This window comes from Phenylobacterium sp. LjRoot225 (genome assembly GCF_964252855.1).
Lineage (GTDB): Bacteria > Pseudomonadota > Alphaproteobacteria > Caulobacterales > Caulobacteraceae > Phenylobacterium.
In genome coordinates this window covers 1,499,406-1,521,618 of the sequence record NZ_CAXUPL020000001.1, presented here as the reverse complement: position 1 = coordinate 1,521,618, position 22,213 = coordinate 1,499,406, and the positions used below count along the sequence as shown (strand labels likewise).

Below are 22,213 nucleotides of genomic sequence, written 5' to 3'. Positions count from 1 at the left end.
CGGGCAAAACCGGCCGGCGCCCGGCAACATCTTCTTTCCGTGTAATTCTTGCCGACCCCGCGCGACGGCGGGGTTTCCGAAAACACCTAGCGAAATCAGTCAGGTGAGCCGCTCGAGGGGTCGGCGTTGCCGACTGGCCCGGCAATTGCGGCGTGGTTGGCGGGCAAAACGCCCACGGCCGTCAAAATGATAGCCGTCGACCTTGAAACAAGGAGTGCGGTTCATGCCGATGAACAGCGTGAATACCAACGTGGGCGCCATGGTGGCGCTGCAAAACCTCAACATGACGAATACGGAGCTGTCGACCACCCAGTCGCGGATCAACACCGGCCTGAAGATCGCTTCGGCCAAGGACAACGGCGCCATCTGGGCGATCGCCCAGAACCAGCGTGCGACGTCCGGCTCCCTGAACGCCGTCAAGGAATCTCTCTCGCGCGGCCAGTCCACGGTGGACGTGGCCATGGCCGCCGGCGAAAGCGTCTCCGATCTGCTGCTGCAGATGAAGCAGAAGGCGCTGGCGGCCTCCGACACCACCCTCGACACCAACAGCCGGATCGCGCTGAACGACGACTTCACCTCGCTCCGCGACCAGATCCAGAAGGCCGTGGACAACGCCGAGTTCAACGGCGCCAACATGATCAAGGCGACCGCCTCGGCGCCCTCGACGGTGATGGCCCTGGCCAACGCCGACGGCACCCAGCTGATCACGGTCGCGGCCCAGGACCTGTCCCTGGGGTCGGCGGCGCTCGGCGGGGCGTCGGGCATCAGCGCCACGGCCTCGATCGGCGCGCAGTCCACCGCCGCCTCGATGATCACCATCGTCAACAGTGCGATCATCGCGGTGTCCAGCGCCTTGTCCAAACTCGGCACGGGCTCGCGATCGCTGGCGTCGCACCTCACCTTCGTCGGCAAGCTTCAGGACACCCTGGACGCCGGGGTCGGCAACCTGGTGGACGCCGACCTGGCGAAGGAAAGCGCCAAGCTCCAGGCGCTGCAGACGAAGCAGCAGCTGGGCATCCAGGCGCTCAATATCGCCAACCAGTCGAGCTCCACCCTGATGTCGCTGTTCCGCTAGGGCTGATCGGCGGGCGTTCGCGCCCGCCGGCCACGCATCGCCGGCGGAGGGAGACCTCCGCCGGCGTTCGCATTTCCACGTAGGCGACCTTTTCCGCTTCGGCCGCAAAGCGTGCTAGTCACCGGCCGCCGCTGACTTCCGCCGAGATCCCGATGTTGCAGAACCCCTTCACCCAGACGCCCGCGAAGATTGCGGTGCTCGGCCTGGGCTATGTGGGCCTGCCGCTGGCGGTGGCCTTCGCGGCCGGCCACGAGGTGGTGGGGTTCGACCTCAACGCCCAGCGCGCCGCCGAGCTGAACGCGGGCCACGACCGGACGCTGGAGGTCTCGCCCGAGGCCCTGGCCGCCGCGCGCACCCTGCAGGTCACCGCCGACGAGGCGGATCTGGCCGGCTGCAACGTCTTCATCGTCACCGTGCCGACGCCGATCGACGCCCACAAGCAGCCGGACCTCTCGGCCCTTCTGGCCGCCAGCCGGACGGTCGGCCGGGCGATCGGGCAGGGCGGGGTGGTGATCTACGAGAGCACCGTCTATCCCGGCGCCACCGAAGACGACTGCGTGCCGGCGGTGGCGGCGGTGTCAGGCCTGGCCTTCAACCGCGACTTCTTCGCCGGCTACAGCCCGGAGCGCGCCAATCCGGGCGACCCGCAGCATCGTCTCGCCAACATCGTCAAGGTGACCGCCGGCTCGACGCCGCAGGCCGCCGAGTTCGTCGACGCCCTCTACGCCACGGTGGTCAGCGCCGGCACCCATCGCGCCAGCTCGATCAAGGTGGCCGAGGCCGCCAAGGTGATCGAGAACACCCAGCGCGACCTGAACATCGCCCTGATCAACGAGTTCGCCCTCATCTTCCATCGGCTGGGCATCGACACCCAGGAGGTGCTGGAGGCTGCGGCCACCAAGTGGAACTTCCTGAATTTCCGCCCCGGCCTGGTCGGAGGCCACTGCATCGGCGTCGATCCCTACTATCTGACCCACAAGGCCGAGGCGCTGGGCTACCACCCGGAGGTCATCCTGGCCGGGCGGCGGATCAACGACGGGATGGGCGGCTATATCGCCCGCGAGCTGGTCAAGGAGCTGATCCGGCGCGGGTCGGTGGTGAACGGAGCCCGGGTGCTGGTCATGGGCCTGGCCTTCAAGGAGAACACCCCGGACCTGCGCAACACCCGCGTGATCGACATCGTCCAGGAGCTTGCGGACTACCAGGCGAAGGTCGAGGTCTGGGATCCCTGGATCGCGCCGGCCGATGCGCGCCACGAATACGGGCTGGACCTGATCGCGCGGCCGGAGGCGGGCGACTATGACGCCATCGTCCTGGCGGTGGCGCATCGCCAGTTCGCCGAGTTGGGCGAGGACTGGATCCGTGCGCTCGGCAAGCCGGGCGCGGTGCTGTTCGATGTGAAGGGCCTGCTGCCGAAGGCGGTCACGGACCTGCGGCTCTAGGACAGGAGAACGCCGGGGCCTCCAGCGGGCGCGGCGTGGCGTGGCGCTCAGGCGGCGCCGTAATAGTCCAGGTACCAGTCGACGAACTGGCCGACGCCGACCTCCACGGGGGTCTTCGGCGCATAGTCGAGCGCGGCCGTGGTCGCTTCGACGTCGGCCTCCGTGCGGGCCACGTCGCCCGGCTGCATGGGCATGAGGTTGAGCTCGGCCTTGCGCCCGAGCTTTTCCTCCAGGACCTGGATGTAGCGCATCAGCTCGACCTTGCGCGCGGCGCCCAGGTTCAGCACCCGCCAGGGCGCGACGCCGCTGGTGGACGGGTCGGGCTTCAGCGGATCCCAGGCCGGGTCGACCTGGGCGGGACGGTCGACCGCCGCCACCAGGCCGTCGACGATGTCGTCCACGAAGGTGAAGTCGCGCTGCATCCTCCCCTCGCCGTAGACGTCGATCGGCTGGCCTTTGAGGATGGCGTCGGTGAACTTGAACAGCGCCATGTCCGGGCGGCCCCACGGACCGTAGACGGTGAAGAACCGAAATCCGGTCGCCGGTATGGAGAACAGGTGCGCATAGGCGTGCGCCATCGACTCGTTGGCGAGCTTGGTGGCGGCGTAAAGGGTGATCGGGTGATTGGCGCCGTCGTGCACGTTGAACGGCAGCTTGCCGTTGGCGCCGTAGACCGAGCTGGTGGAGGCGTAGACGAGGTGCTTCGGCTGCACCGCGCGGCAGCCTTCCAGAACGTTGAGGAAGCCCACGACGTTCGCGTCCACATAGGCCTCTGGTTTTTCAAGGCTGTAACGAACGCCGGCCTGGGCGGCGAGGTTGACCACGGCGGCCGGCCGGGTCTTGGCGAACAGGGCCGCGACCCCCTCACGGTCGGCGAGGTCGACCCGGGCGTGGCGATAACCCGGGTATTTTTCCAGGATCGCCAAGCGTGCTGCTTTCAGCGCCGGGTCGTAGTAGGCGTTCAAATTGTCGACGCCCACCACCTCGTCCCCGCGCTCCAGGAGGCGCCGGCTGAGGTGGAAGCCTATGAAACCTGCCGAACCCGTAAGCAGGACTGTCATTTTGCCTCCGTAGATAGTGACGCAGCTCGCAGCATGGGGTACGCGACCGAAGACGCTCGGTCGAGCGTAAGTGAACGAAACCGCTGAGCCAAACACCCCATGGTGCGTTGACGTGCAACGCGGATTTTTGGGCTTGGCGTGCGGCGTGCAGGGGTCGTCCCTGCATTGAGTGGATGTTCTATAATGACCGTTCGGGGGCCGGCGGAGCCGCGCTGTCCATCGGGGTTACGGAGTAATTGGATGTCTCAACCTACCGTCTCGGGTCTCGAGCCCGCGCCGACGAAAAACCAGAAGCTGATCGAATGGGTGCGGGAGATTGCAGAGCTGACACAGCCCGCCCGTGTGGTTTGGTGCGACGGATCCGAGGATGAGTGGAATCGCCTGACGGAGGAGCTCGTCCAGACGGGTACTCTCAAGCGCCTCAACCCGTCGAAGCGGCCGAACTCCTTCTACGCCGCCTCCGATCCGCGCGACGTCGCCCGCGTCGAGAGCCGCACCTTCATCTGCTCCGAAAAGCAGGTGGACGCCGGCCCGACCAACAACTGGTCCGACCCCGCCGGGATGCGGACCACCCTGCACGGCCTGTTCAAGGGCGCCATGGCCGGCCGCACCATGTATGTGGTGCCCTTCTGCATGGGACCGCTCGGCTCGAAGATCAGCGCCATCGGCGTGGAGATTACCGACTCCGCCTACGTAGCCATCTCCATGAAGGTGATGACGCGCATGGGTCAGGCCGCCCTCGACCAGCTCGGCGAGGACGGCTTTTTTGTGCCGGCCGTACACACGGTGGGCGCGCCGCTCGCCGCGGGCGAGAAGGACGTCGCCTGGCCCTGCAACGAAGAGAAATACATCGTCCACTTCCCCGAGACCCGGGAGATCTGGTCCTACGGCTCCGGCTACGGCGGCAACGCCCTGCTGGGCAAGAAGTGCTTCGCCCTGCGCATCGCCTCGGTCATGGCCCGCGACGAGGGATGGTTCGCCGAGCACATGCTGATCCTCAAGCTGACCTCGCCGGAAGGCGGCGTGCACTACGTCGCCGCCGCCTTCCCGAGCGCCTGCGGCAAGACCAACATGGCCATGCTGCAGCCGACGCTGCCCGGCTGGAAGGCCGAGACGATCGGCGACGACATATGCTGGATGCGCTTCGGCCAGGACGGCCGGCTCTATGCGGTCAATCCGGAAGCCGGCTTCTTCGGCGTGGCGCCGGGCACCGGCGTCGAGACCAACAAGAACGCCATCGACTCTCTCTACGCCAACAGCGTCTTCACCAACGTCGCCCTGACCGACGACGGCGATGTCTGGTGGGAAGGGTTGACCCCGGAAGCCCCGGCGCATCTGATCGACTGGCGCGGCCGCGACTGGACGCCGGCGAGCGACGAGCCCGCCGCCCATCCGAATGCGCGCTTCACCGTGCCGGCCTCGCAATGCCCGGTCGCCGCGGACGAATGGGAAGATCCCGCCGGCGTGCCGATCTCGGCCATCCTGTTCGGCGGCCGCCGCGCCAGCGCCGTGCCGCTGGTGCGTGAGGCGAGCGACTGGGCCCAGGGCGTCTTCATGGCCTCGAACGTCGCCTCGGAAGGCACCGCCGCGGCCGAGAACGCCATCGGCGCCCTGCGTCGCGACCCCTTCGCCATGCTGCCGTTCTGCGGCTACAACATGGGCGACTATTTCGGCCACTGGCTGGCGATGGGCGCCAAGGCGGACCCCGCGAAGCTGCCGCGCATCTATTTCGTCAACTGGTTCCGCAAGGACGAGCGCGGCAAGTTCGTCTGGCCGGGCTACGGCGACAACAGCCGCGTGCTGAAGTGGATCGTCGACCGTCTGGAAGGCCGGGCCGAGGGCGTCGAGACCTCGATCGGCCTGCTGCCCAAGGCTTCTGAACTGGACGTCTCCGGCCTCAACCTGACGGCCGAACAGATCGAGCTGCTGCTCAGCGTCGATCCGGAGATCTGGCGCCAGGAAGCGGCCCTGATCCCGCCCTTCTACGAGACCTTCGGCGAACGCCTGCCCAAGGCGCTCTGGGCCGAGTACGAGACCCTGGTGCAGCGGCTCGAGACCGCCAGCCCGGCGATGGCCGCCGCCGAATAGGCGAGGCCGTCAGAACCTGACCTGAACTCGAGGGGCCGCGGTGACGCCGCGGCCCCTTTTGCTTGTCTCGCCCTTCTCCCCTTGTGGGAGAAGGTGTCGGGCGAGAGCCCGACGGATGAGGGGGCGAAGATGATCGCCGCCTCGAAAGCTTCGCGGCTAATCCGACGGTTCTGAGAGCCCCCTCATCCGACCCGCTTCGCGGGCCACCTTCTCCCACATGGGGAGAAGGACGCCGCCGCCGGCGCGGGTGTCGCCGCCAGCCGCTCGCCTAGCGGTTCGCCACGACCCGCAGGGCGGGGGCCGCGCCGGGCTTTTCGCCGCGGATCTGGGCGACCAGCTCGAACAGAGCGCGGCGGACCTCGTCGACCTCGCCCAACTCCGCCAGCCGCTGAAGCTCGGCGAGATGGCCGGCGGTGACGCGCAGGGCCGAGGCGGAGATCACCTCCATCACCTTGGGCGCGCAGCGGATCGAGCGCTCGGTCTCGTCCAGCAGGGCTTCGGTCAGCTTTTCCCCCGGGCGCAGGCCGGTGACTTCGATCTCGATATCCCTGCGGCCGGACAAGGCGACCATCTGCCGGGCGAGGTCGAGGATCCGCACCGGGGCGCCCATCTCGAGCAGGAAGAGACGCGCGTCGCGACCCTCGCCTTCGGTGTTGGTGGCGGTGGCGTGCAGCACGAGCTGCGTCGCCTCCGGTATGGTCATGAAGAACCGTTCCATCTCCGGATGGGTGACGGTGACCGGCCCGCCGCGCTCGATCTGCGATTTGAAGATCGGCACCACCGAGCCGGCCGAGCCGAGCACATTGCCGAAGCGCACGGCGGCGAAGCGGGTGGTGTGTCCCGAGCCCTGCTGGGCGCGGATGACCGATTCCGCCAGCCGCTTGGTCGCGCCCATGACATTGGTCGGATCGACGGCCTTGTCGGTGGAGATCAGCACCATGTGGTCGGCGCCGCAGCTCTTGGCGGCCTCGGCGACGTTCCAGGTGCCGACCACATTGGTCAGCACGCCCTCGCAGGGGTGACGCTCGACCATCGAGACGTGCTTCAGGGCCGCGGCGTGGAACACAAGGTCCGGCTGCTCCTCCTGGAACAGGCTGGTCAGGCGCGCGGCGTTGCGGACGTCGCAGAGGATCGCCCGGCGCGTGGCGCTCGGGAAGGTCTCGGCGAGCTCGCGCTCGATCTCGAACAGCGCCGTTTCGGAATAGTCGAGCAGGCTGAAATGACCGCACTCGAAGGTGGCCAGCTGCCGGCAGAGCTCCGCGCCGATCGAGCCGCCGGCGCCGGTGACCAGGACCCGGCGGCCGCGCACCAGGCTGGCGATGGCGCTGCGATCGAGCTGGATGGGGTCGCGCGCCAGCAGCTCCTCGATGTTGATGTCGCGCATCGGCAGCAGGGTGACGCCGTCGTGCTGTGACAGCTCGACGATCGAGGGCAGCCGCAGCAGGCGAATTCCGTCGTTCTTGAGGCGGCCGAGCAGGCCGGCGGTCAGGCCCTTCAGCCGCGTCGGCTCGTCCAGGAACAGCAGGGCGCGCGGATATCGGTTCCAGCGCCGGAGGTCGGCGAGGGCGGCCTCGAGGTTGTCCAGGGAGTCGATGATGCAGACGCCGCGAACCTGATGGCCGACGTCGCGCTGGTCGGCGGCGACGATGCCCACCGGCGAATAGGTCCGGTCATGGCTGCGGGCGACGTCGCGCAGATAGCTGTCGGCGAGCGCCGGCGGGCCGATCAGCAGCAGCGGCGGCGCCTGGTTCGCGCGGTCGCCGAGGGAGGCCAGCGGGGCGAAGGCGCCCAGCGCATGCTCGTGCAGCGCGCGGCGCAGGATGCGGATGCCCATCGAGCCGGTCATCTGGAAGAGCGGCGCCAGGAAGAGCGTCGGCCGCGGCAGGCCGCGCGCCCGGTCGAGCACGAAGACCCAGACCAGGAAGACGCCGATGGTCAGCACCGCGACCCGCATCAGCACCACGGCGTCGGGGATCGAGGTGTAGCGCCAGGGCGAAAGCTCGCGGCGGAACAGCAGCGAGAAGCTGGCGGCGAGGGCGGCGTAAAGCACCACCAGTTGAATGAGGGTCAGCGAAGGAAGGCCGTTCGCGGCCAGGCCGTGCAGCCGCGGCGGGGCCACCATATAGGCGGCGGCGAAGGCGGCGGCGGCGATCAGGGCGTCGAGCAGAATGGTCTGGGCTCGCAAAGCCATCCGCTGCATGGGCCGCGCTCCGCTCACCCTCGAACCCCGCAACCTGCCGTCGGAGTGCGTCGGCCGACGTGCGAATCGCAACAGGAAACCCCGTGCTTTAATGAGCTTAGGTCGGCCACGTGGGACCTTAGGAACCCCGGGCTGCTGACGCAATTGGCAAAAGCCGCCGCGTTTCCGCGACGGCTTCGCCTGTGGCTAGAAGGTCGCGCCTTTTGGCGCGTCCTCTTTAGAAGGTGACCTTCAGGCCCGCCACGAGCTTCGCATCGGCGGTGCTGCCGTAGAAGCTCTTCTCCGCGCTGGCGGTGTCCCAGTAGCGCAGGTCGAAGCCGACGGTGTCGTTCAGGGCGTAGCCCGCGCCCAGGTTCCAGGTCGTGTAGTCGCCAATGCCCTGGTATTCCTGCCGCCCCACGGCGCCGCTGACCGAGAACTTGGTCTCCGGAATCGCCGCGCTGGCGTTCAGCTCGTAGTAGTAGGCGTTGACGTTGCCGGCGCCCCAGGTGTTCGGCGAATAGTAGAAGGCCGCGCCGACGGTCGCCGGGCCCACCGGCACCGAGCCGGCCGCCTTGAATTCCCAGTAGTCGTAGTCGTTGCTGTCGCCATGGGTGTAGCCGTAGCGAATCGCGCCGAAGTCGAAGGTGACCGCGCCCAGTTTCGGCTTCACGCCGGCGTAGAGGTCATACTCGATGTCGGTGTTGGTGCCGAAATCGACGTTCGACACCCAGGCGCCCGCATAGCCGATCTCGGCGATCGTCACGTCGGCGCCGGCGAAGACCTGCGGGTCGTGCTGCGTCTGCGTCACGCCGCGGAACTCATAGTTCGTCGCGGCGCCGGCGTTGAAGGTCAGGCCCAGCGGGCGGTCGGCGGCCTGGGCGGCGCCCGTGAGCGCCATCGAGCCGACAGCGGCCAGCAGCGCGAGTTTCAGCAACTTCATTCTTATCCCCTTTTTTCTGCGACCGAGATTTGACGCAGGGCTCGCCCCGCTTCGGCCGTCGCGGCATCCTCCCGGCGACGGCGTTAGGATCAATGTGGCGGCGCCGCATATTCCGGCAGGCCGTCCACCCGCCTAGCCTTTGGACGATTATGCTTAAGTGTAGGTTAAAAAATGAGCATATTCGCGTGAAGCGTAATCCGGCTCGCCCGTTTTCACCGGTGGGGTGATTCGGCGCCATCATGCCTCTGGCCGTTGTTCCCTCCCGAGCGAGGCGCTAAAGCCGCGCATATGGAAGAGACCCATCTCACGCAGCTCGGGCGCGAGGTCCGCGGATTCGCCAGCCCGGACGAGGCGGTGCTGGAGCGCGTGCCCAATCCGCACCCCGACACCCTTTATCTCGCCCGCTTCACCGCGCCGGAATTCACCTCGTTGTGCCCGGTCACCGGCCAGCCGGACTTCGCCCACATCGTCATCGACTATGCGCCGGCCGACTGGCTGGTCGAATCGAAGTCGTTGAAGCTCTACCTCAGCTCCTTCCGCAACCACGGCGCCTTCCACGAGGACTGCACCGTGTCGATCGGCCGGCGTCTGGCGACCGAGCTGGCGCCGCGCTGGCTGCGGATCGGCGGCTACTGGTATCCGCGGGGCGGCATTCCGATCGACGTCTTCTGGCAGACCGGCCCGGCCCCAGAGGGGATGTGGCTGCCGGACCAGGGTGTGACCCCATACCGCGGCCGCGGCTGAGCGCGTTTTTCCCGTGCCGGAAAGGTTATCGGAACAAGGTGAGTTGGTTAATCGTGAAGCAAAACTGACGCTTCTGACAGCTGCGAATTTCCGCCTCTTCAGCATTTGACAGATGAGTCGCGTCCGTCCCGAATTCACGCCTGGCGTGAAAATGGCGGCCTGCTCGCGCCTGCGGGCCCAACGGGCTTCCCAGGCCGGCGATTTCGATCTATATCTGTCTCGCCCATCTCTCCTCGGGCGTGTCACCTCAGGCCGGACGGCGCGACGCGTCGTTCGGCCGTTGTGTTTCTGGGGCCTGCTTCCGGGGGCCTGACGTCCAGCGTTTCGCGCTGGCTCAGCCCGCCCAGTCCGACGTCAGGCCCGCAGAATCCGGACGTTCGCGCTCGAGCGGCGGCTCGCGCGGCGTGCCGATCAGGATGAAGCCCGCCACCTTCTCATGGGCCGCGAGACCCAGGAGGGCGCAGGCCTGCGGATCGTAGGCGTACCAGTCGGTGATCCAGTTCGCTCCGAAGCCCATGGCCAGGGCGGCGTAGGTCAGGGTGGTGCACACCGCCCCGGCCGACAGCAGCTGCTCCCATTCCGGGATCGCCGCCGGCCGCGGGGCGGCGATCACCGCGATCGCCAGCGGCGGGGTCTTCAGCTTGGCGAGCTTGGAGGCCGCTGTCGCGTCGTCGCGGTCCTGGGCCAGCCGGTCGAGCCCGCCGGCGAAGGCGGCCTTGGCGGCGCCCTGCAGGACGACGAAGCGCCAGGGCGCGAGCTTGCCGTGGTCGGGAACCCGGGCGGCCAGCCGGATCAGTTCGGCGATCTGCGTCGATGAGGGCGCGGGTTCGGCCAGGGTGACCGCGGAGACGGATCGGCGGCGGGCGAGAAAGGCCAGCACCTCGGGCGCAGCCTCGACGGGCAGGGGGCTTCCGAAGGCGGGGGCCGAGGGCAGGGCGTCGGGCACGCGGGTACAGCTTTCTTTTTCACAAGACCGGGCGGCGGCCGCCCTTTATTGGGGGCGGCGGGCCCCATGTGCAAGGCAAGTTATTGGGGGCGGCGGGCCCCATGTGCAAGGCAAGTTGGCCGCAAGGCAGGTTGGCTCAAGGTAAGCTGGAAGATGTCGCAAAAGCCCGCCTGGCTTCGGCCGCACGGTCTTCCCTGGAAGCGCGGGGCGGCGCGTCTTGTCTATGACAATCCCTGGATTCGAGTCACCGACCACGAGGCTGTCGCGCCCACCGGCCAGCCTGCGCAATACGGGCTGATCAGCTTCAAGAACCTGGCGACAGCCGTCCTGCCGCTGCACGACGACGGGACTGTCACCCTGGTCGGCCAGAATCGCTTTGCGCATGCGGACTACAGCTGGGAGCTGCCGGAGGGCGGCGCGCCGCTCGATGAGGATCCGCTGGACGGCGCCAAGCGGGAGCTGGCCGAAGAGACCGGGCTGCAGGCGCTGGAATGGCGCAAGATCCTGCACGTGCAGCTGTCCAACTCGGTCACCGACGAGTGCGGCGTCGGCTACTTGGCGCTCGGCCTCTCCGAGAGCGACGGCGGCCATCAGAGCGACGACACCGAGGCCCTGATGCTGGCCCGCGTTCCATATCGTGAAGCGCTGGACGCCGCGCTCGAAGGTCATCTCAAAGACGTCCTGACGGTGGCGATGCTGCTTCGGGCCTACCATATGGCTCGGGAAGGGGCCCTGCCTGATGCTTTAACCCGCGTCATGCTAGGCTAGGGGATGCGGCCGAAGGCTGGAGGAGCGACATTGAGCCAACGACTGGAAGTGATCGATCCCGGCGTCGCGCCCCCGGTCTGGGCGGCGCTGCGCAATGAAGCGACGGCCGCCGCGCGCGATGAATCCGCGCTGGCCAGTCTGCTGGCGACGGTCATCCTCAACCACAAGACCCTGGCGGACGCCCTGTCCTACCAGCTGGCGCGCAAGCTCGGCGACCAGGAGTTCCGGGCCATGACCCTGCGCGAGATCGCCCAGGACGCCTACGCCAGCGATCCCGGCCTGGTCGACACCGCCGAGGCGGACCTGCGCGCCGTCTTCGAACGCGATCCGGCCTGCAAGGGCTATCTGCAGCCCTTCCTCTTCTTCAAGGGCTTCCTGGCCCTGCAGACCCAGCGGGTGTCGCACTGGCTTTGGCAGGAGGGGCGCGAGACCCTGGCCTTCCATCTGCAAAGCCGCACCAGCGAGCTGTTCCAGGTCGACATTCACCCCGCCACCCAGATCGGCCGGGGCGTCTTCGTCGACCACGGCACCGGCATCGTCATCGGCGAGACCGCGGTGATCGGCGACGGCGTCTCCATGCTGCAGGGCGTGACGCTCGGCGGCACCGGCGCCGACCGCGGCGACCGCCACCCGAAGATCGGCAAGGGCGTGCTGCTGGGCGCCGGCGCCAAGGTGCTCGGCAACATCACCATCGGCGACTACGCCAAGATCGCCTCCGGCTCGGTCGTGCTGAAGCCGGTGCCGCCCGGCTGCACCGCCGCCGGGGTGCCGGCGCGCCTGATCAACTGCCCGACCTGCAACGAGCCGGCCCGCAGCATGGACCACACCCTGGCCGAGGCGGTGTACGACTACGTGATCTGAGGCGCGCGCGCCTGTTTGAGGCCTGCGGCTGGCGCCGGTTGCGACCGAAATGCCAGACTCGTCCACAAAACTGCGCCGGCATCCCTCTCGCGGGGCCGGATTCTACTTTGGCGCGACGCTGCGCGCGGCTAGGTTCCGCGCGAGTGAACGTTTCAGGAGCGCCCGCGTGGACGAGAAGACCATCCGCAAGATCGAGACCCATCTGCGCGGGACTTTCGCCAACGCGCGCATCAAGCTGACGCCGCGTCCGAAGCAGAAGGACTCCGCCGAAGTCTATGTCGGCGAGGAATTCGTCGGTGTCGTCTTCCAGGACGAAGACGAAGACGGCTCCTTCATGTTCGAGATGGCGATCCTCGCCGAGGACCTTCCGTAGGTCCCATGTCGGTAGGACCCGGACCGGTCCGCACCGCCGCCTGCCGCTGCGGCGCGCTCAGCGCCCGGTGCGAGGGCGAGCCCGTGCGGGTCTCGGTCTGCCACTGCCTGGTCTGCCAGCGCCGCACCGGCAGCGCCTTTTCCGCCCAGGCGCGCTTTCCGCAAGACTCCGTCACCCTGTCCGGCGAGGCGAGCACCTATGTTCGCATCGCCGACAGCGGAGGCGAGGTCATCGACCGCTTCTGCCCGCGGTGCGGTTCGACGGTCGCCTACACCAATGAGAACATGCCGGGCGTGGTCGCCATCCCGCTCGGCGCCTTCGCCGACCCGGAGTTCCCGCCGCCGCGCTTCTCCGTCTACGAGGCGCGCAAGCATCCGTGGACCGTGGTGCTGGGCGAGACGGTCGAGCACATCGACTAGCGGATCTGCTCCACCTTCAGGCTGCCGGCGGGGAGCGGCTCCAGAGGCGGCTGCGCCTCGGCGGGGCCCAGCCAGGCCGCCCAGTGCTTGCGGTGCAGGATGACGATCTGCCGGTCGTGATAGGGCGCGATGTCCGGGCCGGGTTCGGCGGTCAGCATGGTGAAGCGGTCGTCGCGCACCAGGCCTGCGATGCAAAACAGCTCCCGGTCGTCCGCCCGGGTGAACAGCCACTTCGACTTCGGATATTTCGCGCCGGTGAACTCGTAGAAGCCGTCGGCCGGGATCAGGCAGCGCCCTGCGGGAAACCGTCGGCCGTCTGAGCGGAAGTTGATCACTGGCGGCCGGCCGGCCTGGACGAAGCCCCAGCGCAGCTGTTTCAGCTCCGCGCCCTCGGGGGCGCCCACGATGACCGGCGCGGGATCGGTGGGGCGGATGGAGTCGCGCGGTTCGAGGTTGGGCGCGCCGTCCGCCCAGTGCAGGGGCAGTTTCAGCGCGCCGAACTCCAGCGCGAGGCGGTCGAGGGACTGTTTGAAGCGGTACTCGTTGCACATGGGCGACAAGTCTGGGGGGCGGACAGCCGTGCGTCCACCCGGACGGCGCTAGGGTTGCAGCAGCGCGACCACCCGCTCGGCCAGCTCCTCCGGATAGAAGGGCTTGGGAAACATGACGGAGTCGTTGACGCCCTGCTTCTGCAGGTGGGCGGCGTGGCCGGTGATGTAGACCACCTTCAGCTCAGGATGCAGCTCGCGCGCCCGCCGGGCGACGTCGAAGCCGGTGGTCCCGGGGCCGAGGTTGATGTCGGCGATCAGCACCGAGAAGGACTGTGCTTCGTCTTCGAGAGCAGCGTAGGCAGAGCGGTCCGAGTAGACGCTCTTGACCTGCAGGCCGCGATCCTCGAGCGCATCCTGGATCATCTCCGCAATGAAGGCCTCGTCCTCGACGAGCAGGACCTGTCCCATGACCTCTCCCTGCGCAGTGGCGGCCCGGGGCTAAAGGTCGCCAGCTGCGAAGGCAAGCTGCACTTTGGAGAATTGCGCCTAGGCCGCCTTGGCGTTGCTAAGACGGTCAAAGTCGGCCACCAGCGATTCGAGCGGGGTCGAGGACCTCTGGCCCGGCGCCAGCTTGCCGCGGAAGAGGATGGCCTGCAGCTCGTCGCGGGCGCGGCGCACGCGGCTTTTCACCGTGCCCAGCGGGCAGCCGGCGATCTGGGCCACCTCATCGTAGGACATGCCGCCCGCGCCGACGAGGATCAGGGCCTCGCGCTGGAAGTCGGGGAGCATGGCCAGGGCGCGGCGCACGTCCTCCAGCGCGACGATGCTCTCGGCGTCGTCGGGGGCGACCAGTGTTCGCTCGATGACCTCCTGATCATAGTCGGCCTGCCATTTGCGGCGCCGACCGAGCGAGTAGAAGCGGTTGCGCAGGATGGTCGCCAGCCAGGCGCGCAGGTTGGTTCCCGGCTGGAACTGCTCGCGGCATTGCCAGGCCTTCATGAGGGCTTCCTGGGCGAGGTCCTCCGCCTGCTCGGGGTCGCGGCACAGGGTGCGTGCGAAGGCGCGCAGGAAGGGCGCCGCCTCCAGCAGCTCGGTCTCAAAGCGGTCGGCCTGACGGTCCGTCATTCGCACACCCCTGGTCTACCCAGGCGAAAAACGTCCATGGCGCAGCTTGGTTCCGGCCGTATGGATCGCAACGCGAGGGACGGGCTGGCGGCCCGCCCGTCCCATGTGGCCCTGTCAATGTCGGTGGATGGGGTTTTCGGCGATGCGCGGCTCGCGCGGCAGGCCGACGCTCGCGCCTGCGGCCCTGAGGGTTCGGGCCCGGGCGCGGTCGAAGCCCGGGACGAAGGCGACCTCGTCCCAGGTCAGGTATGGCCGCCAGAGCAGCAGGTCATAGGCGGCGCGCAGATCCACGCTGGGCAGCGTCTGCAACTGGGCGATCGAAGCTGAATTCAGATCTACCATCACGCCGTAACACCTTATCAGAAGATAGGTTCACCCAGCGGAGACCTTTTCCGCCGCGGGCGCCGCGCGCGCTACAGCAGCGGGCTCTGGGTGGAGCAGGTTCCCGGCCGGCCGTGTTCCGGCAATCGGATGGTGAAGCTCGCGCCGCCGTCCTGCGCCACGCCCAGCTCGCCGCGGCACTGCTGGACCAGGGAGCGCACGAGGCGCATGCCGATCCCCGTCGGCGAGCCGCCGGTGGAGATCCCCTGGCCGTCGTCGCTGACCTTGAGCAGAAACTCCCCTGGCCGATTGCGCAGCTCCACGCGGATCACGCCGCCGGCCGGCGGCGGATAGGCATATTTGGCGGCGTTGGTGACGAGCTCGTTGACGATCAGCCCCAGGGCCACCGCCTCGTCGAGCGAGGCCATCGCCGGATCGGCGTCGACGTCGATCCGTACGCGCTCGCTGTCGATCAGTCCGGTCGTCAGGCGTTCGCAGAGGCGCCGCAGATAGGCGGCGAAGTCGACCTCGTCGGTGCTGCTGACGCGATAGAGGCTGGCGTGGACCTCGCCGATTGTCGCGATGCGGTCGACCGCCTTGTTCAACTGGTCGCGGACCCGCGGATCGTCGGCCGCCCGGGCCTGCAGGCTCAGCATGGCGGAGACCGCGGCGAGGTTGTTCTTCACCCGGTGGTTCAACTCGTCGAACATTTCCGTCTGGCGGCTCTCGGCGGCCTTGCGGTCGGTGATGTCGACGAAGATCTGCGCCAGCTTGGTGTCGCCGACCCGGCTGAGGCGGATGTCGTACCAGCGCTGCGCCCGGGCGTGGAAGATCTCCAGGTGGACCGGCGGCCCGGCGAAGGCGCGCTCGCAGGCCTCAATATAGGTGGGAACGAGCCTCGTCGGGTGTTCGCTTTGCCGCCGGCCGATGATGTCGGGCGTCAGTCGGAACATCTTCAGGAGGGCGGGGTTGGCTTCGTCCAGGGCGAAGTCGAGCAGCCGTCCGTCGTCGCTCCAGACCCCATCCATCAGGGCGAAGCCCTCGGACACGCCCTCGAACAGGGCCCGGTAGCGGGCCTCCCGCTCGCCCAGCCGCAGGATGTCCACCCGGCGTCGGCGCAGCAGCCAGCGCAGCCTTGCGCCGGCAGCGCCGACGAAGGCGGCGGTGGCGACGAAGAGCAGGACGTTGACCGTGATCGTCGACATCGGCACGAGCAGGCCGCGCGCATTGTGCAGCATCAGCCAGCAGATCGAGGCGCTCAGCACCAGCGCCAGCGCTGCAGCGGCCTCCCCGCCGATGAGCGCCGCCCCCAGGATCGCCGGATAATAGAGGCTGAAGACGGTCAGGCCTGGAAGCCGCTCTCCCAGCACGGTGCGCAGGGCCGCAGCCAGAAGCACGAAGCCAACGGCGCTCAGCGGGCCGACCATTTGCCGCGCCAAGGCGGCAAGTGGGGCGAAGCGGGCGGTTGGATTGCGCGACATGCTGCGCCCTGTGCGTGCTTGTCGGCCAGTCTAAGCCCCGCAAGGTCAAGGTGGCGAATCGCATTTCCTGTGACGGGGGAGAGTCATGGGCGCCGCATATCAAATGAAAGGGCGGTTGGGTCGAACAGTGGAGGTCTTCGCGCCCAGGAGGCGTGGGTCCTTATCAGTATAAGAAACCGTCTAGATTGCAGTCAGCCTGGTGAATCGGCCGTTCTGTGCGCGCGGACGCTATCATAGGTTGAGTCAGTTGGTGCAAGCTCAAGCTGCAGGCGGGCGGAGGCCCGGGGCGGCGCCTGTTGTTCCGCCGTCCGGCGGCTGGACCTTGCGCGCGGTTTCGGCGAAGCCTCGCGGCATGATGGCGCAGACCGAACCCACGGCGGCCCTGCTGATACGCGCGGCCGCCGCTCGCGAGGCAGGCGACGCCGCCGAGGCCCGGCGACTGCTGGAGCGGGCCCTGGCTTCCGGCCCAGCCGACGCCGAGCTGTGGCGGCATCTGGCGCTCGCCTGCGAACAGGCGGGCGACCTCGAGCTCGCCGAAGCGCATCTCCGCAAGGCGCTGGAGCTTGCGCCCGAAGACATGGCGACCGCCCGCCTGCTGGCCATCCTGCTGCTCAGCCAGGGGCGATATGCCGAAGGCTTCGCCCTGTTCGAGGCGCGCCATGCGATGGACGCCTATGTAAAGCCGCGCTTGCCGTTTTCCGAGTGGCCGGGCGGCGACGTCGCGGGCCGCAAGATCCTGATCTGGCCCGAGCAAGGCTTTGGCGACCAGATCCAGTTCGCCCGTTTCGCGCCGATCCTGAAGGCGAAGGGAGCGGACGTGACCCTGGTCTGCTGGCCGCCGCTCGAGCGGCTGTTCGCCGGAAGTCTCGGGGTGCGCGTGATCCCTGCGCGCGGGGAGATCAGCTTTCCAGATCCCGACGGCTGGGTGATGGCCTGTTCCCTGGCCGCGCGGCTCGGCGTCACCGTCGAGACCGTGCCTGGCGCGCCCTATCTGCAGTCGGCGAGCCCATGGCCGAAGGCGCTGCCGCCGGGCGTCAAGGTGGGGCTGATGACCGCTGGAAACCGGGCCAACGCCAACGACCGCAACCGCTCGCTTTCAGGGCGCGAGGCCGAAGCGCTGCGCAGCCTGCCGGCCCAGGTGATCGACCTGGACCCCGCGGCCACCGGCGCCGCCGACTTCGCCGACACTGCGGCGATCGTCGAGCAGCTGGACCTGGTGATCTCGGTGGACACCGCCGTGGCCCATCTGGCCGGGGCCATGGGCAAGCCCTGCTGGGTGCTGTTGCCGGTCCAGGGGCTCGACTGGCGCTGGATGCGCGGCCGGCGGGATACGCCCTGGTATCCGTCGATGCGGCTCTATCGCCAGGCGACGCCGGGGGACTGGGCGCCGGTGCTGGGCGAGATCGCGGCGGACCTCGAGATCCTCGTCGCCGGACGATAGCGCCGGCGGGTTGCGGGGCGAGGGCGTTGGGAGTCAAGATCGTCACAGCCGCTCGGCCCGAGGGCGCGCGAAGATGGGAGACCAGATGTCAGGTTCCGCAGACGTCGCTGACGCGGCGCAGGCTCCGGTCTCGCGCTTCCGAATCTTCCGCGCCGAGCAGGCGAAGGACATGGACGAGCACAACATGCCGTCCGAGAACATCACCGCCACCGACCTGGCGGGCATCGCCCAGGCCGGTCCCGCCGGCGCTGCGGAGGGCGCCATGGCCCGGCTGCTGTTCTCCGACCCGGTCTCTGGGATGAGCATCGGCTACGGCTGGTTCAAGGCCAACTACATGCTGCCGCGGCACAGCCACAACGCCGACTGCGCCTACTATGTGATCTCGGGCGAGGCGCGCCTGGGGACCGAGGTGCTGCGCGCCGGGGACGGCTTCTTCATCCCGTCGGGCCACAACTACCAGTACAGCGCCGGGCCCGAGGGCGTGGAGGTGCTGGAGTTCCGCAACGCCGACCAGTTCAACATCCGCCTGAGCGGCAACGGCGAGGCCGTCTGGGGACGGATCGCCGCCATGGCGCTCGCCAACCGCGACCACTGGCGCGAGCAGACCCCGCCGCCGGCGGCCGCGCGGATGGGCGCGCCTATTCCCCGACCATAGCCCGGCGCCCTGGCCGAAGACGCCCGTCGGCCTATTCCGCCGCCTGCGTCTCGACCGCGGCGGCGCGGACGTTGACCGGGATGCCCGAGAAGCGCGGCATGAAGTTGATTGGCTCCAGATACTGGTCGAGCGAGGTCAGCTGTCCGGTGTTGCTGCCGCCCTGGCTCCAGGGATCGTGCGACGGCGTCATGGCGCCGAACAGGTGGGTCATCGAGACGACGCCCCGGCGCAGCCGGTCCTCGGCCCGGGCGACCCCGATGATGCGGCCGGCCTCCGAGGTGATCTCGATCGGCGCGCCCTCGGCGATCCCGTCGGCGGCCATGTCCTGCGGGTTCATATAGGCCCAGTTCACCGGATACTTCCGGCCGGTCCCACGGGACTGGCGATAGGCGCTGTTCATCGCCTCGAGGATGCGCCGGCAGGTCAGCTGGTAGCGGAAGCGGCTGTCGGCGGTTTCGGCCAGCACCGCCGCCAGCTCCTGGGCGATGTCGGGCGGACAGATCTCCAGCCGCGCGCCATTGTCCTCGACGGCCTCGACATGCTGCGGGGCGATCTGAGGCCGAACGCCGCTGGGATTGGCCTTGAGCTCCTCGAACGAGACCCGGCTGTCGCGGCAGAGGTGGCGGATCAGGTCTTCCGGATCGGGGGCGACGTCGACGTCCAGGTCGAGGCCGTCGGGGATGGAGTCGAAGTCCAGCCCATAGGTCCAGTATTTGAAGGTCAGGGGCAGGCGCAGCCGCGAGGCCGTCGCCCAGAAGAACTCCCAGTCGTCGATCAGGCCCGGCGGTTTCGGGACCACCGGGGCGGCGTACTGGGCGAAGGCCTCGGGATAGAGGCCGTCGCCGGGCACGCTCAGGTCGTGCCGCTCGAAGGGCTGGGTGGTGGCGATGACGTAGTGGGCGAGGCGGGCGGTCTCGTTCAGCCGCGCGTCGAGGCTGACCAGCAGTTCCAGATCCTGGAAGGCGGGAATCGCCTTGTCCGGATGGCCCAGCGCCATCAGCGGATTGCCGCCGAAGACGATCAGCGCCCGGATGCGGTCGGGGCCGGGGACGGTGATTTCCTCGGGCAGGCGGGCGGTGGGGAATTCGCCGAACAGCTTGCCGATGTCGGCGGTGCGGCACTTCACGCCGGTTTCCCAGGTCCGGGTGGGCGCTGCCGCCGTCTCCTTGACGACGCGCGGCTTGAGCGCGCCGGGATTGCGCACCAGGTCGCCCGCGCGCCGATATCCGCCGACCAGGGCGTTGACCGCCTCGATCATATGGTCGGCGAGGTTGGAGTGGGCTGACATCGAGGGGCCCGAGCCGCTGCCGACGAAGGGCCGGCGGGCCGCGCCCAGCAGCCGGGCGGCCTCTTCGATCTGTTCGACCGGCACCTCGGCGCGCTCGGCCGCCATCTTGGGCGTGAACGGGGCGACGGCCGCGCGCAGTTCGTCCATCTGGCTGACGAAACGGTCGCAGAAGGCTCTGTTGTAGGTCCCGTCGCGCAGCAGGATGTGGGCGATGGCGGCGAAGATTTCGGCGTCGTGGCCGGGCAGGGGCTGGATCAGCAGGTCGGCGTAGCGCGCCGTCTCGGTGCGGCGCGGGTCGACGACGATCAGCTTCACGCCGCGCGCCCTGGCCTCGGCGAAGGCGCGGGCGGGCGCGCCGCTCTCGCCCGGACCGAAGGGATAGGTCTGGTGGCTGACCACCGGATTGTTGCCGGCCAGCAGGCCGACGTCGACGTCCTTGAAGCTGGGCTTGCCGCTGGCCATCACCCCCATGCGTCCCGATGTGACCCATTTCGCCGACTGGTCGATGGTCATGGTCGAGAACAGGTTGGGCGAGCCGATCGCCGCCAGGAAGGCCTTCTCCATCAGCCCGCCCAGGACGCTGCGATAGGCGCCGGTGCCGTGGAAGACCGCGACCGAGCGCGGCCCGTGCTCGGCGATCAGGGCGCCGATCTTGGCGGCGATCTCGTCCAGCGCCCGCTCCGCCGCGATCGGGGCGAAGTCGCCCCCAAGGCCTCGGGAGGCGTCGCGCTTCAGGCTGTGCAGCAAGCGGCCCTCGGCGCCGTTGTGGAAATCGACCGCGGCTGCGCCCTTGGGACACATGTAGGCGCCGTAGGGCGAAACGGCGTCCGGATCCGGGGCGGCTTCGACCACCCGGCCGTTGTCGACGGTCACCTCCATGGAGCAGAGGGCGCCGCAGTTCCGGCAGAAGGTCTTGGCCTTGTGCGCCATCAACGGTCCTTTCGGCCTGTCGTCAGCACCCAAGGATCGCAGCTGGGGAGGGGGAGGCAAGAGCGCCGGGCCGCCGCCCCGTGTCCCTGCAGGCCAACCGGGGGCGGAAAACATTGTCCCGGAGCGTCAAGCCGTCGCCGTCGCCGTGATTCGCCGGCCAGCCGTGTCCCTCGGAGCCGAAACGAAAGGCCCCCGGCCTCGCGAGAGGACCGGGGGCTCCGGCGCGCTCCACCCGGGAAAGGGGGAGTAACGAGGGGCATCGTGATGCGCCGCTGTTTGCGGAAACGTTTTGCAATGTGTCGGGGTTCCGACATGGCGCGGCGACCCGGGGTCGCCGCGGCCTACTCTGGCAAGGTCTTGAGGACTTTCGCGGGAACGCCGCCGACCAGGGCATTGCTCGGGACGTCCTTTGTCACCACGGACCCTGCGGCGACGATGCTTCCCCGGCCGATGCGGACACCCCCCAGAACCGTGACGCACGCCCCGATCCAGACGCCGTCTTCGACGACGATCGGGTCGAATCGCTCAGCGCCGGCGCGCCGGCTCGACGGCCCAGCGTCGTGAGTATCGGTGACGAAGCGTGTAAACGGGCCTACGGCGACATTCTTTCCGATCGTCGTCTTTGCTCTGACGTAGCAGTCTCGATTGAGAAACGTCGATGCGCCGATTTCAACCGGTGAAAGAATCTCGGTGTTTCTGAATATGCTTACGCCGTCGCCAATCACTATTTCTCCGTGATTGTACAAAAACGCCACCTTGTTCCCGAGTTTGGCGCGCCCTTTAAACGTGACAAATCGAGGGGAGGAGAGGCGGATTATTTTGTTCCGAATTCGTCCGATCACCTTCTTTAGATTGAAGATATCCCCGACGTTCATTTCGGATGCCCCCGTGTTCTTGTAGGACGCAATATAGGCCAGCCTCTGGCTTGTAAACGTGGCGTTCCCATTCTCACATCTCGCACAGGCCAGGCGCGGGCTTGGGAACATCGATCCATTGAAAAGAGAGCTGGAAGCGCAAAGTCCGCCATGGACGGCCGCCAGCATCGCAACGATCGCAGCCTGCGTCAGCGCGTCGGAGGCCGCCGGCGCGACACAGGGTGAGCTGCTTGGGGATTGGGCAGGCGGGGCGAGGTCGCACCCTCGAGGCGCGGCGCCAGACGTCGTCCAGCTCTCGCCGAACGCGCAAACAGACCGCGAAGCGGCTTGCCGGCGCTCAGACGGACTATTTTTTTGGGAGGAGTGGTGTTTCCCCAAGCCCTTGAAGGGCTTGGGGAAACATGGTGCCGCCGGGCAGGATTGAACTGCCGACCTCAGCCTTACCAAGGATGCGCTCTACCACTGAGCTACGGCGGCGAAAGGCGAGGCGGGGTCTATAGCCATCGAATCCCGCGGCGTGAAGCCCCAATTCGCGCCGCGTGCGCTTGACGCGGTGGACAGCTGGCCGCACCGGTGGGCGATGGCGTCCGATCGCACCCCCCAGAAGCCGGGGGCCCCCACCGAAAGACAGGCGCGAATCGAGGCCGAGCGCGAGGCCAAGCTCGCCCGGGCGCTGCGGGCGAACCTCCGTCGGCGGAAGGTCGAGC

General features: G+C 68.2%; 21 protein-coding genes and 1 tRNA gene. 10 read left to right on the top strand and 12 right to left on the bottom strand.

Annotated elements, in window-relative coordinates:
- Window positions 1-223 precede the first annotated feature (223 nt).
- Together ACSQ2B_RS07250 and ACSQ2B_RS07245 are read left to right on the top strand one after the other, a co-directional pair.
- The gene (locus ACSQ2B_RS07250) at window positions 224-1,075 is read left to right on the top strand and encodes a flagellin (RefSeq protein WP_436048601.1); all 852 of its coding nucleotides are present in this window, start codon (window positions 224-226) and stop codon (window positions 1,073-1,075) included.
- A gap of 152 nt (window positions 1,076-1,227) precedes the next feature.
- Window positions 1,228-2,517: a nucleotide sugar dehydrogenase gene (locus tag ACSQ2B_RS07245; protein ID WP_436048599.1), complete on the top strand. Its 1,290-nt coding sequence runs from the start codon at window positions 1,228-1,230 to the stop codon at window positions 2,515-2,517.
- Window positions 2,518-2,564: 47 nt separating this feature from the next.
- Here the strand turns inward: ACSQ2B_RS07245 and ACSQ2B_RS07240 are convergent, their stop codons facing one another.
- Window positions 2,565-3,578 (bottom strand): NAD-dependent epimerase, encoded by a 1,014-nt coding sequence (locus tag ACSQ2B_RS07240; RefSeq protein WP_436048598.1) that lies wholly within the window; start codon window positions 3,576-3,578, stop codon window positions 2,565-2,567.
- Between the two features lie 240 nt (window positions 3,579-3,818).
- Here ACSQ2B_RS07240 and ACSQ2B_RS07235 point away from each other — a divergent pair, with 240 nt between their 5' ends.
- A complete protein-coding gene (locus tag ACSQ2B_RS07235; RefSeq protein ID WP_436048597.1) occupies window positions 3,819-5,666 on the top strand; it encodes a phosphoenolpyruvate carboxykinase (GTP) in 1,848 nt (615 codons plus the stop codon).
- Window positions 5,667-5,934: 268 nt separating this feature from the next.
- Here ACSQ2B_RS07235 and ACSQ2B_RS07230 read toward each other — a convergent pair whose 3' ends face one another.
- Both ACSQ2B_RS07230 and ACSQ2B_RS07225 read right to left on the bottom strand, forming a co-directional pair.
- Window positions 5,935-7,866, bottom strand: a complete 1,932-nt coding sequence (locus ACSQ2B_RS07230; protein ID WP_436048596.1) for a polysaccharide biosynthesis protein — start codon at window positions 7,864-7,866, stop codon at window positions 5,935-5,937.
- 217 nt (window positions 7,867-8,083) lie between these two features.
- A complete protein-coding gene (locus tag ACSQ2B_RS07225) occupies window positions 8,084-8,788 on the bottom strand; it encodes a TorF family putative porin (protein ID WP_436048595.1) in 705 nt (234 codons plus the stop codon).
- 288 nt (window positions 8,789-9,076) lie between these two features.
- On the opposite strand from ACSQ2B_RS07225, the gene queF reads away from it, so the two are divergent.
- Entirely contained in the window at window positions 9,077-9,532 is a 456-nt protein-coding gene (queF, locus tag ACSQ2B_RS07220) for a preQ(1) synthase (protein WP_436048594.1), read from the top strand.
- Window positions 9,533-9,866: 334 nt separating this feature from the next.
- Here the strand turns inward: queF and ACSQ2B_RS07215 are convergent, their stop codons facing one another.
- Window positions 9,867-10,478 (bottom strand): nitroreductase family protein, encoded by a 612-nt coding sequence (locus ACSQ2B_RS07215; protein WP_436048592.1) that lies wholly within the window; start codon window positions 10,476-10,478, stop codon window positions 9,867-9,869.
- 153 nt (window positions 10,479-10,631) lie between these two features.
- On the opposite strand from ACSQ2B_RS07215, the gene ACSQ2B_RS07210 reads away from it, so the two are divergent.
- From ACSQ2B_RS07210 to ACSQ2B_RS07195, 4 genes are all read left to right on the top strand, one after another.
- The gene (locus tag ACSQ2B_RS07210; protein WP_436048590.1) at window positions 10,632-11,246 is read left to right on the top strand and encodes an NUDIX domain-containing protein; all 615 of its coding nucleotides are present in this window, start codon (window positions 10,632-10,634) and stop codon (window positions 11,244-11,246) included.
- Between the two features lie 30 nt (window positions 11,247-11,276).
- Window positions 11,277-12,107 (top strand): serine O-acetyltransferase, encoded by an 831-nt coding sequence (cysE, locus tag ACSQ2B_RS07205; RefSeq protein ID WP_436048589.1) that lies wholly within the window; start codon window positions 11,277-11,279, stop codon window positions 12,105-12,107.
- A gap of 166 nt (window positions 12,108-12,273) precedes the next feature.
- Window positions 12,274-12,480 (top strand): DUF3126 family protein, encoded by a 207-nt coding sequence (locus tag ACSQ2B_RS07200; RefSeq protein ID WP_324089588.1) that lies wholly within the window; start codon window positions 12,274-12,276, stop codon window positions 12,478-12,480.
- Between the two features lie 5 nt (window positions 12,481-12,485).
- Window positions 12,486-12,899: a GFA family protein gene (locus tag ACSQ2B_RS07195; RefSeq protein WP_436048587.1), complete on the top strand. Its 414-nt coding sequence runs from the start codon at window positions 12,486-12,488 to the stop codon at window positions 12,897-12,899.
- Here ACSQ2B_RS07195 and ACSQ2B_RS07190 read toward each other — a convergent pair.
- The 5 genes from ACSQ2B_RS07190 to ACSQ2B_RS07170 all read right to left on the bottom strand — a co-directional run bounded on the left by ACSQ2B_RS07190 (window position 12,896) and on the right by ACSQ2B_RS07170 (window position 16,263).
- On the bottom strand, window positions 12,896-13,450 hold the full coding sequence (locus ACSQ2B_RS07190; protein ID WP_436048585.1) for an SOS response-associated peptidase: 555 nt from the start codon (window positions 13,448-13,450) through the stop codon (window positions 12,896-12,898). The two genes, ACSQ2B_RS07195 and ACSQ2B_RS07190, sit on opposite strands and share 4 nt — an antisense overlap.
- 48 nt (window positions 13,451-13,498) lie before the next feature.
- Entirely contained in the window at window positions 13,499-13,858 is a 360-nt protein-coding gene (locus ACSQ2B_RS07185; protein ID WP_436048584.1) for a response regulator, read from the bottom strand.
- Window positions 13,859-13,936: 78 nt separating this feature from the next.
- The gene (locus ACSQ2B_RS07180; protein WP_436048582.1) at window positions 13,937-14,515 is read right to left on the bottom strand and encodes a sigma-70 family RNA polymerase sigma factor; all 579 of its coding nucleotides are present in this window, start codon (window positions 14,513-14,515) and stop codon (window positions 13,937-13,939) included.
- 114 nt (window positions 14,516-14,629) lie between these two features.
- A complete protein-coding gene (locus ACSQ2B_RS07175) occupies window positions 14,630-14,860 on the bottom strand; it encodes a hypothetical protein (RefSeq protein ID WP_436048580.1) in 231 nt (76 codons plus the stop codon).
- Window positions 14,861-14,928: 68 nt separating this feature from the next.
- Window positions 14,929-16,263: a sensor histidine kinase gene (locus tag ACSQ2B_RS07170; protein ID WP_436048578.1), complete on the bottom strand. Its 1,335-nt coding sequence runs from the start codon at window positions 16,261-16,263 to the stop codon at window positions 14,929-14,931.
- A gap of 406 nt (window positions 16,264-16,669) precedes the next feature.
- On the opposite strand from ACSQ2B_RS07170, the gene ACSQ2B_RS07165 reads away from it, so the two are divergent.
- The gene (locus ACSQ2B_RS07165; RefSeq protein WP_436048577.1) at window positions 16,670-17,758 is read left to right on the top strand and encodes a tetratricopeptide repeat protein; all 1,089 of its coding nucleotides are present in this window, start codon (window positions 16,670-16,672) and stop codon (window positions 17,756-17,758) included.
- A gap of 85 nt (window positions 17,759-17,843) precedes the next feature.
- Window positions 17,844-18,413 carry a hypothetical protein gene (locus tag ACSQ2B_RS07160; RefSeq protein ID WP_436048576.1) on the top strand — a complete coding sequence of 190 codons (570 nt, stop codon included), beginning with the start codon at window positions 17,844-17,846 and terminating at the stop codon, window positions 18,411-18,413.
- A gap of 31 nt (window positions 18,414-18,444) precedes the next feature.
- Here ACSQ2B_RS07160 and ACSQ2B_RS07155 read toward each other — a convergent pair whose 3' ends face one another.
- From ACSQ2B_RS07155 to ACSQ2B_RS07145, 3 genes are all read right to left on the bottom strand, one after another.
- Window positions 18,445-20,631 carry a molybdopterin-containing oxidoreductase family protein gene (locus ACSQ2B_RS07155; protein ID WP_436048574.1) on the bottom strand — a complete coding sequence of 729 codons (2,187 nt, stop codon included), beginning with the start codon at window positions 20,629-20,631 and terminating at the stop codon, window positions 18,445-18,447.
- Window positions 20,632-20,972: 341 nt separating this feature from the next.
- Window positions 20,973-21,674 (bottom strand): acyltransferase, encoded by a 702-nt coding sequence (locus tag ACSQ2B_RS07150; protein WP_436048572.1) that lies wholly within the window; start codon window positions 21,672-21,674, stop codon window positions 20,973-20,975.
- Window positions 21,675-21,908: 234 nt separating this feature from the next.
- Window positions 21,909-21,983, bottom strand: a tRNA-Thr gene (locus tag ACSQ2B_RS07145).
- Between the last annotated feature and the right edge of the window lie 230 nt (window positions 21,984-22,213).